Genomic DNA, 14,487 nt, shown 5'->3' on the forward strand with positions numbered 1-14,487 from the left:
GTCGCTACCGGCAGAGGCAATTGTCGCCAGACAGACGGTGTTCGACAAGGGCTTTCTGGCCGCCGAGATCCTGTGCGGCCTGACGATGAATGGCCACAACCGTCACTTCCTGATTCCGGCCAAGTCCAACACCTGCTGGGAAGTCATCGGCGGCACCGCGGACGATGCGATGGTGCGCATGCGCGTCTCGCCACAGGCGCGCAAGAAGTGTCCGGCCTTGCCCGAATTCTGGAATGCGCGAGCGATTCGGGCCATCGACGCGCGCGGCCGCGAACGCGTGCTACTGACTTCGCTGGCGGATCGCCGACGCTTCAGACCCGTCGATATCGTTGCCTGCTACGAGCGCCGCTGGCAAATCGAAACCAGTTACGGGGAGCTCAAGCAATCGATGCTGGGTTCGGAGTTGACCTTGCGCAGCCGCACCGTCGAAGGGGTGTATCAGGAGATCTGGGGCGCGTTGATCGCCTACAACCTGATTCGCCGTGAGATCGCCAGCGCCGCATGGGAAGCGAAACTCGCGCCGACCGATATCAGCTTCGTGCGAGCGCTCCATACGATCCAGCACGAAATGATGTGGGCCGCCCTCACGCCGGCCTACGCGAAATTGCCCGCATGCCTTCAGCGTTTGCGGGACCGGCTCAAGTCTCTTCCCAATGAAAAACGACCCGGCCGCGCATGCGACCGGGTCGTCAAATCCCGTCCCAAACGTTACACCGTTCGATACCTCAACAAGGACATTAACTGAACGGCATTACCGCGTAAATCCCGGCTTTGCGGCGAATAAACTCTGAACTTCGTCGGGTGCCTTGCAACAACGCAATCGCCGGAGTCTCAATGTCCTCCAACGTTTTTCCTCGGAATCCAAAGCACATTAAACAAGACCGCATCACCTCAGACGAGATCCTGCCCTTGCCGGGCGTAAGATCGAACTCGGCGAAGAGCGCGAGACCTTCTGCATACGGTTGCAACATGATCTCTGCGGCTTGGGCACGAAGAAGGTCGCTCTTGATCTCGCCAAACCGCGTTACAGGTCCGTCAACCAGACTATTTCTTCGTGCCCTCATGGTCAGCAGTGAGATCGCGTTTCCCACAATCGAGTGGAAGCACCAGTGATGGGTGCATTCATGCATGAACTGCGGAACGATGCTATTGATCTTCACGGCTCTCGTATCCAGCCATCTCAAATACTCGGCGGTGTCGAACCCGGCAAGCAAGGCCGCATTGGTAATCGCGTCGGTCCAGCTTCTCGTCGCTGTCGCCATGAGTTCACCTGTCGTCGCCACGAAATCCCGGCAAGTTGAACGTGCGTATTTGCTTCATCAGATCCGCGTGGATTTCGTCCTGCTTTTCCACACCAACCTTCCGCGTGTACTCGAACTTTTGGCCGTCGGGCGTCTCGAATTTGAACGTATCTTCCGAATGACTCCTCGATCTAGCTTTGGCGAGGTAAATCGACAAACCGGTAACTGTGAGTTGAGTAAGGGCGACTATCACCAGCATGGTAGCCGGCTCCCCCTTGCGTGGCCCCGTGACATCACTGGGTTCTTTGGTTGCTTTAAGCACGACAGCAGGGTCCGCGCCTGCTTCAGCGAGCGAAGCTCTCAACTCTGCTACGTCGAGCGATGTCAAACCGTTGAAGGAAACGGTTACCTCGTCATTGGACATGGGATCTCCCTCCTGTCACGATCGGCGTACTTCGGAAATCGCAGTCACCCGTATCGTTCGCTAGACAGATCAATTTGCCAGCAGACGTCGGTGGGGCGCCACGAACCGGTCGATTCATACTGGACTGTGTCTTGGCAAATAACAAGGTCCTGCTTCCGCCGGGCATCCTGCATCTCCCGAAGTGAACCGGCCATTGAAATGATGGCCTTCTGTGCTACGCGAACGGCAACTATTGGCGGCAGTCCGGCGCAGCACCATGTGATTACACCGTCGCTAAAGCCCATGTCCGTCAGCAGCCGACCCCATTTCTGCCCGTCGACGACACTGTAAGCGGCCATTCGATCGGCTCAGAACCGGAGATTTTGTTGACTAATTTGGTTCTCGACAACTTCTACAAACCGATATACATAACGAATCCCTTCGTCCACACAACGCGGCCTTCTTGATCCACTTTCCAATAGACTTGTGCGGACACATCGTAGCGCAGGAGGCCCACTCCTTTCCTGAAAAAGCCGGCAATATGGATCGATCCGTCTGTGTTGCAGACGCCATCAATGTGGAATCCTTCTTTCACGAGGGTACCTTCGAGTTTCTGACCATCCGATCCCGGAGGGAAATTGTTCTTCAATCGGGAATCAAGCTCCGGTGAAATTGCAAGTGCTCCTGAGGTCGGCGGGCATGCGCCCCAGTAACCACCATGCGCTGTGACGTCTCGCAACAAGGTAGGCAGTTCGTTTGGTGCCTGCGCGTAAGCGCTAAGCATCAAGCCAAGCGTAAGTGTCGCGGTAATTGAAATGTGTGATCTTGGACTCGATCGCATCTTCGTGCTCCTCCCTCACGGCAGCGACTTTGATTTGTTCCACGCTTGTTTGTTGTCTGCCGTGCGCTTTCCACATTGATTGTCGGCGATCGGCCGGAATTGGAGGAAACCTGATCCGACACGATGAGCCAACGCAACGCTCACTTGTTGAAGTTCCGATAGCTAAGAAATGATCCTCTGAGGGGGCAAACGCTCGTGTCCGCGATCGTCAATGGTGAGGATGTTGGCAATTTCGGTGCGCGTCCTTACTACCTCAGGTGTCTCGCTCATCGCATATTTAACGGTTTGCACCGTTACGGCATCGTAGGCGTGCACCATTCCAATTTCAATTATGGCGTCCCTTGGTTCGAACGAGCCCATGCGCGAACGAACCCATTTAAATGCTGCTGGATCCAGCGCTCTGCTCTTTATCAGTATTCCAGCGAAACGCGATTCGCACTGAATAGATTTTGGCTGGGCCGAGAAGATGAATCTTTTTTTGAACAGCATTCGGCAAACGGGCACGGCGATCAGGATTGAATACAATGCCAGTATCCAGGGACCAGCCACATGGCTGTCCTTATACAGTCTCAAACTGCTCGCCGAGACAGCGATAAAATAGGCGAGCGTCGGCCAAATTCGACCTCGCGTCCAGCACGGGACTACGAGCTCATTTGGCATCTTCCCTCCTGTATGTGGTTCGATTTTGAGGCGGAGGTCCGCTGAAATCGTAGAAGTACCATCGTTGCCAATGTCTCATATCATTGCAACGGCGAATGTTCGCGTCGACACCGATTTCGGCCTTTCGACGCGACATGCCATCGTCTTCCCCAACGCCGCAGAGGATCACAGACGACCCTCAACGGTCACCCAGTATGATCGACAGCAGACATTCGGCGATGGTCGGCTGTGAGATCGTGCGTCTCAATCCGTGACTTGAGTGCAGCCGCCATATAACAGAGCCAGTCTGCTAGTAGACGGCTGAAGGGCCCGTTGGAAAGAGAAGCGAGACAACGATTTTGAGCTAACCTGATAATGTTAATGGAGGAATTCTTGAAATGCGTTTGGGTGATCGTCTTGACCGTCGGTTTTCAGGAAAAGTAGAATTCCTTGTGTTGTTTGTTTGCGCTTTACTAATCGGTCTCATCGTGCCTTGTCAAGCGGTAGAGCCGCACGACGCTAGCATTATTCACGTCACATTGGGCGACCCACCATTTGAAGCGCCCGTTTCATTCGCGATCCCGGGAGCACTTCGTCCTGAGATTCACGACAACTTTTTTAGAATCAGGGTAAGTTACCCATCGATGCACGCCACGTCGAATTTTAAGAAGTTGGAAGACGATACTTTGGATATCGTAGTCAAGGCATATCCCAAGAACGGAACCATGGCTGATTCGATAGTTAGCGGCTCAATAGGAGCCAAGATGATCGGTAACGAGCAAGGCTTCTCGGTTTATAGACAGCCGCTAGGACATTCAGCGCCAAAAAAAGTTTGGGCATTTCTTGACCAAAACGGAAACAATGTCGCCATTCAGGACTTGGGAAGTTATTCCGTTCGCTATCAATTAACTCACGGTGTTAAACGGCTATATGTCGTAGATTGCTTTTTTAGCAAGAAATTGGACGCAAATTTTCGCGATATAGACGCTGCAGCAATGAAGTTAGTGACCGATATCTTCGCTCGTTAGATAACGGCAAAGTTCTGAAATATGGCTGAATTGACAGCCGTAGCAAGCGGCGTACGGTTGTCGCAGACCGCCGGAAAGTCCTCTCGGTTACAAGACCGATTGCCGACAATTCATCCGCAAGCTTCGGATGACCGATCCTGGCCGTCTATCGCCTGATGTTGACAGCCGAGGCTTAGCCAAGTGGGCGGTCTTTGACGAATGCCAGTCGGGTCCACGTCACGCCAATGCGCCGATTTCCATGTTGGATGGATTCGGTCCGGACGTTCAGCACGGTTCGCAAACCATAAGCACTTGCGAGTCGAATGGTCTCTTCCGCCGAAACGTCGAACATCCGTCGTCCTTCCGGAACCGGGCCATGACGCAAGGACATGACCAGCGCGGCGCCGTCGCACAGAAGAGCGCTCACGTTCGGTATCGCCCAACGACGCTCGTCTTCGTTAAGGTGCATCCAAACGGCGGACAGCATCACGAAGTCAAATTCCTTTCGTCTCGAACGCAGGGTCGCGAGATCCGGCAGGCTATCGTCCAGCCATTCGATCCGGGGAGACGGCTGCAGCCTCATTCCGGCAGCGCGCAACGCGTCCACCGGTTCGACCGCTACGACTGTATGCCCCATCGCCGCAAAAGCAGCGGCGTCGGTTCCCATACCAGCTCCAACGTCGAGAATGCAGGCCGGGTGCGTCGGAACCAGATGCATGATGGGCTCATGGTGTTCCGCAAACGAGACGTCTCGCCATTGCCGGATGAGCGATTTTGCATTCTCCGCGTAGCCTTCCGTGCCTTTTACATCGATGGACACCACCGCCCTCCACGTATCGCTGCTTCGCGTAGTTTGCCAGATTGTCACCAATTCAGTGCCGCCGACCCAATGTCTGGAATTGGCCGCACACGGCCGGCTAGCCTTGGAATGGGCCAGCTTCGAACGTCACCGCTCCATTCTCGTACTCTCGGCTCCATATGTCGCGGGGTTCTTCACCTGCCCCTTTCACGGCGAAAGACGCATTCGGTAGGCATTGCGCCAGCTTGGTGAACAGGGCGATGATCGACCAGCTATCCAGGTAGAACAAGGTTGACGTCGGAAGAGCTGATTGACATGCCTCCGTCAAATCCTTCAAGACATCGTGGCTCAGCGCATGCTCATCGATGAAACTGACGATTCGATCTCTCGATCCGGCGACATTCAACGGCTCGCCGTCGAATGGATAGACCCAAACTTGTGTATGAAAGCTCATTAGGAGTCTCGCAGCAGTAGCTACGTCTTCTTAAAAATAGGTGCTTGAGGCAAGGGCGATTGACGACGATTCGAAGCTAGATGTCGAACGGCCGGAACTGGCCGGACACGGCAGTTTGCCGATCAGGCTGAATGAAGGTTGGCTACGCAATCGTGGATTGCCTGCGCGAACTGCGGATTGGACAAATCGATACCGACACGCGCGAGCGAAAGCAACAATTGCTCGATGCCTTCGACAACCCCGACGATGCGCCCGTTTTCCACGGGATCGCTAAAGCTAGGTAGTGCTTCCGGCAAGTTGGATTCGATACTTGCGATTCCGTCTTCAACCCTGAGGTCGATTCCGAACGGCAGCAAAAACGCTCGATTCTTATCCATTTTTCCGATCTCGACGTCGTCCACAGCGGCATTGTCAACGATCCAGCCAGCGATGTCGAATGACTGGTTGTGGCCGGACCCGGTCCGACCTTGAACCGCCGTCGTGCTCGACCGATTATTTTCCCAACAGAAAAGGGGAAGACCGAGGTCTTCCCCTTGCGACGGCTATGCAGCCTTCCCGCGTTACACCGGAACCCAACCACGCAACCGGTCTTGATCTTCACGTGCGGGGCCGACCGACAACATGATTCGCATCGAACCGTCAGCGTTCCGGGTACGCTGGCCTCTCAATCGCAACTCGCCAGCAGCCATCGCAGCTTCGTCGGAAGGTGGTTCGTCCCTGAACATCGGCAACAGCGACAACCAGCCGCTGTATTCCGGTCCTGAAACGTCCTTCGCATATGCGCAAACCCGAAGCTCGCCGACGTAGTGAACGTCTGTCGATCCAAAGGCAAGACAGAGCAGATGCTCGCCGTCTATGCCAACCCCAAGCGAAGCAATGACGGGCATCACGGCTTCAGCCGTCCGGACAGATCCCATCATGAGCGGCCTGCTGACCGGACCACGCCATTCGTCGATCGTTTTCCGGGCTTCAGGAAGAACGAACAATTCACCAGTTGCAACGGTCGTTACCGAGAACATATGGCCTCCAGAAAAAGGCCATCCGGGAGCGTCGTCTGACGTTCCACGAATGGCGGAACGTCGAACAACACCGGGTCGATTCTAGGCGAAAAAAGGCCGTTGTCCAGGTCAATGCCTAACGCATTGAAAAACGAAGTTCGATATGAACCCGCGCACGTTGAAACATTGGATAGTAGTACTATGTGGTACCGTACATGGGAGTACGCATACGGCCCTTGCGATGGCCGCAACTCCTACCGCCGCACGGCTGCGTGGTCTTGTGCTGATGCGACGGCGCGACCGAGGCGTCGAGCGTGCGGACAAAATAAGGACCAGGACAACTGCCAAAGCCGCAGTCAGGCCTGTTTAATCGTCGCAGCCGGCAGGAAGAGGCGGCTTGGCGGGCCGGCGATCGGCAAGAAGCTGTACTTCCGGTAAAACCCCACAGCGTTCTCGTCGATCGCATCGACCACAATGCACTGCAGGCGTATGGCTTCGGATGTAGCCACAACGGTGTCAAGTGCGTGCCTGAGAAGTATTCGCCGAGACCTTTACCTTTCTGGCTCCTGTCTACGGCAAGCCGTGCTAGGAGCACCGCGGACACCTTGTCGGGGAGCCGCTTACCCGGCATCCCATCCGTCTCCAACAAAAATGCCGACAGGGCTAATACCCGGCGACCTTTCCCGGAGCGTCGGGCAGCGTCGCGCCGTGGGGGCTCGGACGATTATCCCCGCAGCCTGGACTTGCGAGCGACGTGCACGGATAGTCGCCCGCGCGTCAGTCATCAGAACCGACGTCGGACTTGAAAAGCAACGGGGTGGATATACAATATGATTTGTGTGTATCCATCGGAGGTGATCATGCAAGTCGCAAAATGGGGCAACAGCCTTGCCGTCCGGCTGCCCGCGAGCGTCGTCGATGCACTCGGTTTGAAGGAGGGCGACGACATCGAGATCTATGCCGACCAGGCCGGTGCGTTCTCGGTCAGCAAAAAGCCGACAGTCGCTGAGCGGGTTGAGCGCCTGCGCAAGTACCGCGGACGACTGCCTGCCGATTTCAGGTTTGATCGGGAATCGCTCAGCGAAAGGGGAAGCGCTGAATGACCGTTGAGGTACCGACGCGATTTGCCGTCGATAGCAACGTCATTGCCTATCTGTTCTCTGGTGACGCCGCGAAGGCTGACAGGGCCGAGGCGCTGGTGGTGCAGGGGACGCCGAAGCCCGTCATCAGCACGCAGGTAATGAACGAAGTGACGCTCGTCATGAGCCGGAAAATGGGCCTCTCGTGGCCGGAAATCAACGTCCTCCTGGGCGATGTGGAGGAGTTCTGCGAGATCGTGCCACTGACGCTTGAAGTCCACAAGGAAGCACGCCGCATCGCCGAACATTACGGATTCAGGTTCTACGATTCGTGCATCATCGCCTTCGCGTTGCTTGAAGATTGCGAAGTTCTCTACAGCGAAGACATGCAACACGGCCAGGTCATCTTCGGCGGGCTGACGGTGGTCGATCCGTTCCGGTCATCCAGTTGAGCAGTTGAGCGCCGTCTGATTCGTCGTCAGGCGTCGCACGGTTTGTACCGTCAAGGCTCTTTCCATCCGGCGCGGCGGCGCCTGGAAGCAGTAGACCGTTCATATCCATGCGCGGCTGTTCAGCTCACGAAAATCATCTGGGACAGGACCAGGACGGCCGCTGCGCAGGTCGGGGATACACCGTCGACATCCTGGTCGCGACGGCCAGGGCCCATGTGCAGCAGAAGTTCACGGAGCTGTTGCATGGCCCGCACTGACCTCGCCCTGTCTGCCGGCGTCGCCATGCCGGCGCTGGTCGTCTCGGCTGGCGAGACGCCGGCGTGCGCTTTCTGGAGTTCTTCGCGCCGGCAATCCGCAATCCGCACACGCGCCGCGCGTACGCGCGCGCGGCCGGCGATTTCCTCGCGTGGTGCACTCAGGCGGGGGTCACGTCAATCATCGCCGTGCAGTCACTGCACGTGGCCGCGTGGATCGAGTTGCAGACGCAGACGTTATCGGCGTCGACCACGCAGTCGCAAACGACCTGCGCGCTGCCGGTCGCCATCTGCAGCCCGCCCGCGGGCAGTCCGTGCGGATTCTGAACGGAATCGCCGAAGGAATCGAGTTACGGCGAAAAGCCGACTGACGTTTCGGAACCAGCATGGTGGGAAGGCCGTGGCGCCTTTCTCCCCTTGCCTGGCTACTGAGCCCCGCCATGTTGAGCTCTTCGCCATCCCGAGGGAGTGGCGGACTGGCTGAAAGCCGCGAATCAGCATCAAGCCGGGATGGGCTCTGGGTGTGGCGTCATGTCTTCCGTCGAGTGGCGCCCCTCGACGAGCAATGATTACCGCTCGTGTATCAACACTGTAACGAAATGTGACGTAGGCGGCCAAGTGGTCCGGCAAGCCCAAAAAACCAGGGTATTCATCAGCCTGAACTAGGCTAAATCGGCCATATGGAAGCGCTCTCATAGACCGAGGCGAGCACTTTCGTCCGTCAGTCATAACGAGCGCCATTTTTTGGCGAACGTTTTACCCGTAAATGCCCGTTTCCCGCATGTAACAAATTGTGACGTTCGGGCAGCCTCATGATCTTCCCCGTACGCGAATATTGTTGGGACGAACCTGCGCTCGCGATAACGGGTGAAGCCTTGCAATACGGTGAGACGCGCCATCACGCCCACTTTCCCCTGGATTTTTCCTCAGACTTTTTCTGTTCGCCTCCTCACATTAGCATCCGCGCGACCCTCGAACATCCCGATTTACCAGTTTTTCAGTTGTGAAACATTCCAAGTCACGGACTCATCAAGAGGTCTTTCATTTGGCCAAATGAACTAATCCCAGCAAGCCTTTCGGCACAGTTGGCACCGTTCTGGCTATATGTCCCGCACCGATGACGCGCATGGTTCCGACAATAACAGCGTCTCGATTTCAGGTTGCCAAGGACAGCTGACGGGGGAGTTTGGTTCTGCGGCACCGGAAAACTTCGGCACTTCCGGTTTCGTTTGCCGATGGTGGCGAAGAAAGTGGCATTGGGGAAGGGGAGGCTGGGGTGCATTGTCGAGGCGATGTGCTCCAGCACCGAACCGGTCAGCCAAGCCAAAACCGGCTGTGCAGTTTGCAGCCTTCACCAATGCCCGGTTCCCGCAGCGGGCATGTATCTGAGTAAAAAAACTTCTTTTCTAGGAGCATCAAATGAAAAAAACTCTCGACCTGATCCTTGCCTTTGCACGTGAAGAAGATGGCGTGACGGCAATTGAATATGGTCTCCTGGCTTCACTGGTTGCGTGCGGCATCATTGTGGCTGCCACGGCTCTGGGAGCTCAAATCAGTTCCACGTTCAACTACATCAGCGGCAAGTTGCTCGCGGCCAATCCGGCGTAAGCGCCGCTCGATCTGGGGGCATCAAAATGCAAAAAACTCTCGATCTGATCCTTGCCTTTGCACGTGAGGAAGATGGCGTGACGGCAATTGAATATGGTCTCCTGGCTTCACTGGTTGCGTGCGGCATCATTGTGGCTGCCACGGGTCTGGGAACTCAACTTAGCTCCACGTTCGACTACGTCGCCGGCAAGTTGCTCGCGGCCAATCCGGCGTAAGCGCCGCTCGATTTGGTCGTCGAGAAGTCACAGCAGTGGTAGCACATTCAAAGAGCAGTCCCTGCTGATTCAGGGCTGCTCTTTCTTAACCAATGCCGAAATGGAAACGGGGGAACGCAATGAACGCTTTCGAATTTCCGGTCGGCGTGTGTCTGCTGGCTCTGGTGGCAACGGCTGCAGGTACAGACCTGCATTCGCGCCGCATTCCTAACTGGCTGGTGCTGGCGGGGCTGACGCTGGCGCTTGCGGTGCAGTGGTGGCAGCACGGTGCAGCTCAGGGGTACGCGTCCTGGGGGCTCGGTTTGTTGACGGGCGGAGGCCTGTTTCTTCCGCTCTATGCGTTGCGGGGCATGGGCGCGGGTGACGTGAAACTGATGGCAATGGTCGGTGCGTTCGTCGGGCCAGAACTGGCGTTCGAGACCGTGCTGGTGACCTGCGTCATTGGCGGCGTCTTGGGGCTGACGGTGGTGATCTTCAAGCGCGCGTTGAAGTCGACGGGCACCAACATGCTGGCCATCGTGCTTTCGGATAGAGGGCTGAGCGGCAGGCTGTCTGAAACCGGAAAGGACGCCGCATTGCCTTCTGTCGGGTCGCTGCCCTATGGCGTTGCCATTGCGCTGGGCACGTTGAGCATTATGGTCCTGCATTCGGGGCAGGGCATCGGTTGACGCGCAGCCGGATTCAGAAAGAGAGCCCACGTCGAGGGGCAAGAGAAGAAAAGACAGCAGAACAGGTAGCAGGCAGAGAAGATTTCGCGCCATGCGCGGGACAATTCGGGGGTACAACGTGAAAGACGAACAACCAACGGCGCCGCAGGCGTCGGCCGACGTGACGCGCCTCCATGACGCGAGCCGCGCACGGTCGGATGCAGACCAGGCCGGCACGGGCCTGCTGGCACGCGCGCCGCGGACCATCGCGGACACCGGCCTCGACCAGACCTTCCTGCTCGAACTCGTCGCCAAGTCCGCATTCGTGATGGGCAAGGTGTCACTCTCGCAACTGGTGCAGCGGCTCAAGCTCGGCGCCAGCGTCCTCGACAGCGTCGTGTCGTTCGGCGTGCGGGAGCGGATTCTCGAAATCGTCCGGCGCGGCGCCAGCGACCTCGATGTCGAACTGCAACTGACGGAAGGCGGTCGTCAACGTGCGTCCGAATTCATGAACCGCTGCCGTTACGTCGGTCCGGCGCCCGTGTCGCTCGCCGCTTATGAAGCGGCGCTCAAACGCCAGTCCGTGCGCAGCATGCACGTGACGTCCGCTCAGGTGCGCGCGGCCTTCGCAGGGCTGACGGTCAGAACCTCGCTGCTAGACGACATCGGGGGTGCGGTCAATAGCGGCAAGCCGGTGATTTTCTTCGGACCGCCGGGAAGCGGAAAAACTTCGCTTGCCGAACGATTGGGCCATCTGCTGCCTGGCCGCGTCGCGGTGCCCTATGCGATTGCCGTCGAAAACGAAGTGATCCAGATTTTCGACGCGCTGATCCACGAGCCCGTCGACCTCGCCGCGCGCGACGGCGTGCCGGGTGCGCCCGCCGATGCGCGCTGGCAGATCTGCCGGCGGCCCACGGTGCTGTCGGGCGGCGAGCTCACGCTCGACATGCTCGAGCTGCGTTACGACGCGTCCAGCGGTTTCTATCAGGCTCCGCCGCACGTGAAGGCCAACGGCGGCCTCTACGTGGTCGACGATCTGGGCCGTCAGCGTGTCGAGCCGGCCGAACTGCTCAACCGCTGGATCGTGCCGTTCGACCGCGGCCGCGACATGCTCACCTTGCACACGGGCTTGCGCTTCTCGCTGCCGTTCGACGTCTGGGTGGCGTTTTCGAGCAACTTCTCGCCGGCCGATCTGGGCGACGAGGCTTTCTTCCGGCGTCTCGGCTGCAAGCTGTATGTCGGCGCGCTCGACGTCGCCGAGTATCGGGCCGTGTACGAGCGCCGCTGCGAAGAATTGCGCATGGCCTCGGACGAAGACGCCTTCGAATACCTCGTGCATCACCTGCACATGACATCGGGCCGGCCTTTGCTCGCCTGTTATCCGGGCGACCTGCTGCGCATCGTGCTGGCCAATGCGAAGTACCAGGGTCAGCCCGCCGTCGTGGACGCGCTGAATCTGATGCGCGCCTGGAACAGCTATTTCGCTGTGGTCGGCGAGCACGATACGCCGCCGCCGCAACAGCAAGGCGCCGCTGAGCGAAGCGCAAAAAAATCAGCGGCCGGTTAATGGACCGGTTAAACGGCCGGAAATTCTAGTCAGGAAACAGGTCAGGCATCAGGGAGAGTTGTCATGAAGAACATACGTGCGTTGGTGATGTTGCTGGTTGCCGGAGTTGCCGGGCTCGGCGCGGTAGCGATGGCGTCGCGCTGGCTGATGGACAAGTCGACGGGCATGACGGCCAAGGTTGCCGTTGCGGCCGTCGACATCAACCTCGGACAACGGCTGAATCCCGAATTCATCAAGATGGTCGACTGGCCATCGGGCAGCGTGCCTCCCGGCGCGTTCACCGATGGGCAGACGCTCGACGGGCGCGTGATGAAAAACAGCGTGCTGCGGGGCGAGCCGATCCTCGAAGGCAAACTGAGCCCGGTGGGCACCATGGGCGGTCTTTCGGCTGTGATCGCGGAGGGGCGCCGAGCCATCACCGTGCGTGTGAACGACGTGATCGGCGTGGCGGGCTTCGCGCTGCCGGGCAACTACGTCGACATCATCGTCAGCACGCAGCAGGACAAGGGCACTGACAAGGGCTCGAACAAGGACGAGAGCATTTCGAAGATCGTGCTGGAGAAGATTCTCGTGCTGGCCGTCGCGCAGGAGGTGGGTCGCGACGAGACCAAGCCGAAGGTCGTCAACGCCGTGACGCTCGAAGTCACGCCGGAACAGGCGGAGAAGCTTGATCTGGCGCGCAGTGTCGGCACGCTTTCGCTGGTGTTGCGTAACCAGGTCGATACCGCAACGCTTGCGACGGAAGGCGCAACCAAGTTCACGCTGCTTGGTGCTTCCGCTCCGGTGCCGGCCTCGGCGCCCGTACGCCCCGTGCGGACGCACTACGCGGCACGTCCGGCTGCGCCACGTGACTGCATCGGCGTGCTGTCGGGCGTACTGGGCAGTGTCGAATGTTTCTAGACCGGTTGCGGCCGTTCTGACCGGATCGCCGCGGCTGGCAACAACAAGGCAGGAACGCAAGTCTCGACTTGCAGATATCGGGTAACGGGGGCATGACCAAATGAAAACGAAACCAGGATTCTCATCCTGCAGCACCAAGCAACGCTGCTCGCTGGGCAGCAAGGCGATCGCTGCGATGGTTTGCTTTGGACTGGTCGGTGCGCAGACTGTCCAGGCACAAGAGGTGTTCGAATTTCCGATGATGGCGAAGCGCGGCGCGACACCGCCGTTGCCGGCAGGCCGCGGCGCGACGCCGATGACGCTCGCGATGGGCGGGCCTGCTGGCGTTGCAGGCGCCGCAGGTGTGGCAAACGGACCTCTGCCTTTGCGCGGGCCAAGCTGCACGGGCGAAATCCGCGATGAAACGACGGTCAACGTGTCCGTCGGAAAATCGGTTCTCGTGCCCCTTATGGAGCCCGCGCGCAACCGCACACTCGGCAATCCGACGGTCGCACAGGCCGCGTTGGTGTCGCCGCGTACGCTCTATGTCGTCGGCATGACGGTCGGCACGACCAACATGATCGTGCAAGGCAAGAGCGGCGGCTGCCAGATGATCAATGTCATCGTCAATATCGACGCCAACGGGTTGCAGCAGGCACTCGGACAGCTGATGCCCGAAGAGCGGGGCATCCGCGTATCGACGGCGGCCGGCAACCTCGTGCTCGGTGGTCACGTGTCGAGCGCACCCGCCGCGCAACAGGCAATGCAGATCGCGCAGGCCTTCGCAGACTCGCAACCCACGCAGCAACAGCAGGCAGCCTCGGCAACGTCCGGCAACGGCACGTCGAGCACGAGCCAGCAGAGTTCGAGCACCAGCAAGGCGGCCACCGTGATCAACATGATGGCCGTCGACACGCCACAGCAGGTGATGCTGGAAGTCAAGGTAGCGGAAGTGTCGAAGACGCTGATGAACCAGCTGGGATCGGCCTTGAATATTCAGGGCGGCTTTGGCTCGTGGACGGGGGCGCTCGTGAGCAATCTGCTCGCGGGCGTCACGAGCGCACTGGCCGTCAGCAAGGCCAACAACCGCCCGTTCAATCTCGCCGTCGATGCGCAGAAGACCGACAACCTGATCAAGATCCTCGCCGAACCGAACCTCGTGACGATCAGCGGTCAGGAAGCCACGTTCCTCTCGGGCGGCAAGATCTTCATTCCGATTCCGCAAAGCAGCGGCAACGGCGTATCGAGCATCACGCTGCAGGAAGAAGAGTTCGGCGTCGGGCTCAAGTTCACGCCGACCGTGCTGTCTGGAGGGCGGATCAGCCTGAAGGTGGCGCCTGAAGTGTCCGAACTGTCACCCACAGGTGTGGCGGTCTCGGCTTCGGGCTTGACGGGTGTTTCCAT

The 14,487-nt window shown here is 58.5% G+C and carries 20 protein-coding genes; 11 read left to right on the forward strand and 9 right to left on the reverse strand.

From position 1 onward, the window contains the following. Positions 1-745: IS4 family transposase (locus BMW76_RS39155; RefSeq protein WP_143062450.1), on the forward strand; the 745-nt coding region annotated here is incomplete at its 5' end. On the opposite strand, the gene BMW76_RS39160 is transcribed toward BMW76_RS39155, so the two are convergent. From BMW76_RS39160 to BMW76_RS39180, 4 genes are all read right to left on the reverse strand, one after another. After that, positions 738-1,262, reverse strand: a complete 525-nt coding sequence (locus BMW76_RS39160; protein ID WP_090874058.1) for a hypothetical protein — start codon at positions 1,260-1,262, stop codon at positions 738-740. The genes BMW76_RS39155 and BMW76_RS39160 overlap by 8 nt on opposite strands. Before the next feature lie 4 nt (positions 1,263-1,266). Next, positions 1,267-1,665, reverse strand: a complete 399-nt coding sequence (locus BMW76_RS39165; protein WP_090874059.1) for a hypothetical protein — start codon at positions 1,663-1,665, stop codon at positions 1,267-1,269. Positions 1,666-2,056: 391 nt separating this feature from the next. Beyond that, complete coding sequence (locus BMW76_RS40880) at positions 2,057-2,485, reverse strand: hypothetical protein (protein ID WP_143062451.1); 429 nt, start codon at positions 2,483-2,485, stop codon at positions 2,057-2,059. Between the two features lie 162 nt (positions 2,486-2,647). Beyond that, positions 2,648-3,145: a hypothetical protein gene (locus tag BMW76_RS39180; RefSeq protein ID WP_090874062.1), complete on the reverse strand. Its 498-nt coding sequence runs from the start codon at positions 3,143-3,145 to the stop codon at positions 2,648-2,650. Between the two features lie 377 nt (positions 3,146-3,522). On the opposite strand from BMW76_RS39180, the gene BMW76_RS40885 reads away from it, so the two are divergent. Further along, positions 3,523-4,152 carry a hypothetical protein gene (locus BMW76_RS40885; RefSeq protein WP_143062452.1) on the forward strand — a complete coding sequence of 210 codons (630 nt, stop codon included), beginning with the start codon at positions 3,523-3,525 and terminating at the stop codon, positions 4,150-4,152. Positions 4,153-4,324: 172 nt separating this feature from the next. Here the strand turns inward: BMW76_RS40885 and BMW76_RS39190 are convergent, their stop codons facing one another. The 5 genes from BMW76_RS39190 to BMW76_RS41580 form a co-directional block, all read right to left on the reverse strand. Further along, positions 4,325-4,951, reverse strand: a complete 627-nt coding sequence (locus BMW76_RS39190) for a class I SAM-dependent methyltransferase (protein WP_090874064.1) — start codon at positions 4,949-4,951, stop codon at positions 4,325-4,327. 97 nt (positions 4,952-5,048) lie between these two features. Next, on the reverse strand, positions 5,049-5,384 hold the full coding sequence (locus BMW76_RS39195; RefSeq protein ID WP_090874065.1) for a hypothetical protein: 336 nt from the start codon (positions 5,382-5,384) through the stop codon (positions 5,049-5,051). A gap of 122 nt (positions 5,385-5,506) precedes the next feature. Further along, on the reverse strand, positions 5,507-5,785 hold the full coding sequence (locus BMW76_RS39200; RefSeq protein WP_177200634.1) for a hypothetical protein: 279 nt from the start codon (positions 5,783-5,785) through the stop codon (positions 5,507-5,509). 159 nt (positions 5,786-5,944) lie between these two features. After that, complete coding sequence (locus BMW76_RS40890) at positions 5,945-6,403, reverse strand: hypothetical protein (protein WP_177200635.1); 459 nt, start codon at positions 6,401-6,403, stop codon at positions 5,945-5,947. 335 nt (positions 6,404-6,738) lie between these two features. Beyond that, complete coding sequence (locus BMW76_RS41580; protein ID WP_177200636.1) at positions 6,739-6,891, reverse strand: hypothetical protein; 153 nt, start codon at positions 6,889-6,891, stop codon at positions 6,739-6,741. Positions 6,892-7,242: 351 nt separating this feature from the next. Between BMW76_RS41580 and BMW76_RS39215 the strand changes: the two genes are divergently transcribed. From BMW76_RS39215 to BMW76_RS39255, 9 genes are all read left to right on the forward strand, one after another. Beyond that, on the forward strand, positions 7,243-7,485 hold the full coding sequence (locus BMW76_RS39215; protein ID WP_090874075.1) for an AbrB/MazE/SpoVT family DNA-binding domain-containing protein: 243 nt from the start codon (positions 7,243-7,245) through the stop codon (positions 7,483-7,485). Then, a complete protein-coding gene (locus BMW76_RS39220; protein WP_090874067.1) occupies positions 7,482-7,913 on the forward strand; it encodes a PIN domain-containing protein in 432 nt (143 codons plus the stop codon). Before BMW76_RS39215 ends, BMW76_RS39220 begins: the two co-directional genes overlap by 4 nt. Positions 7,914-8,233: 320 nt before the next feature. After that, positions 8,234-8,494 carry a site-specific integrase gene (locus tag BMW76_RS39225; RefSeq protein WP_322789347.1) on the forward strand — a complete coding sequence of 87 codons (261 nt, stop codon included), beginning with the start codon at positions 8,234-8,236 and terminating at the stop codon, positions 8,492-8,494. Between the two features lie 1,092 nt (positions 8,495-9,586). Continuing rightward, positions 9,587-9,775, forward strand: a complete 189-nt coding sequence (locus BMW76_RS39230) for a Flp family type IVb pilin (RefSeq protein WP_090874068.1) — start codon at positions 9,587-9,589, stop codon at positions 9,773-9,775. 26 nt (positions 9,776-9,801) lie between these two features. Next, positions 9,802-9,990, forward strand: a complete 189-nt coding sequence (locus BMW76_RS39235; protein WP_090874069.1) for a Flp family type IVb pilin — start codon at positions 9,802-9,804, stop codon at positions 9,988-9,990. A 119-nt stretch (positions 9,991-10,109) separates the two neighbouring features. Next, positions 10,110-10,658 (forward strand): A24 family peptidase, encoded by a 549-nt coding sequence (locus tag BMW76_RS39240; protein WP_090874070.1) that lies wholly within the window; start codon positions 10,110-10,112, stop codon positions 10,656-10,658. 118 nt (positions 10,659-10,776) lie between these two features. Next, a complete protein-coding gene (locus BMW76_RS39245; protein WP_090874071.1) occupies positions 10,777-12,204 on the forward strand; it encodes an ATPase in 1,428 nt (475 codons plus the stop codon). Positions 12,205-12,267: 63 nt separating this feature from the next. Beyond that, positions 12,268-13,104 (forward strand): Flp pilus assembly protein CpaB, encoded by an 837-nt coding sequence (cpaB, locus tag BMW76_RS39250; RefSeq protein WP_090874072.1) that lies wholly within the window; start codon positions 12,268-12,270, stop codon positions 13,102-13,104. Between the two features lie 100 nt (positions 13,105-13,204). Further along, the coding region (locus BMW76_RS39255; RefSeq protein WP_090874073.1) for a type II and III secretion system protein family protein at positions 13,205-14,487 on the forward strand (1,283 nt) is incomplete at its 3' end.

The organism is Paraburkholderia diazotrophica (genome assembly GCF_900108945.1).
GTDB lineage: Bacteria > Pseudomonadota > Gammaproteobacteria > Burkholderiales > Burkholderiaceae > Paraburkholderia > Paraburkholderia diazotrophica.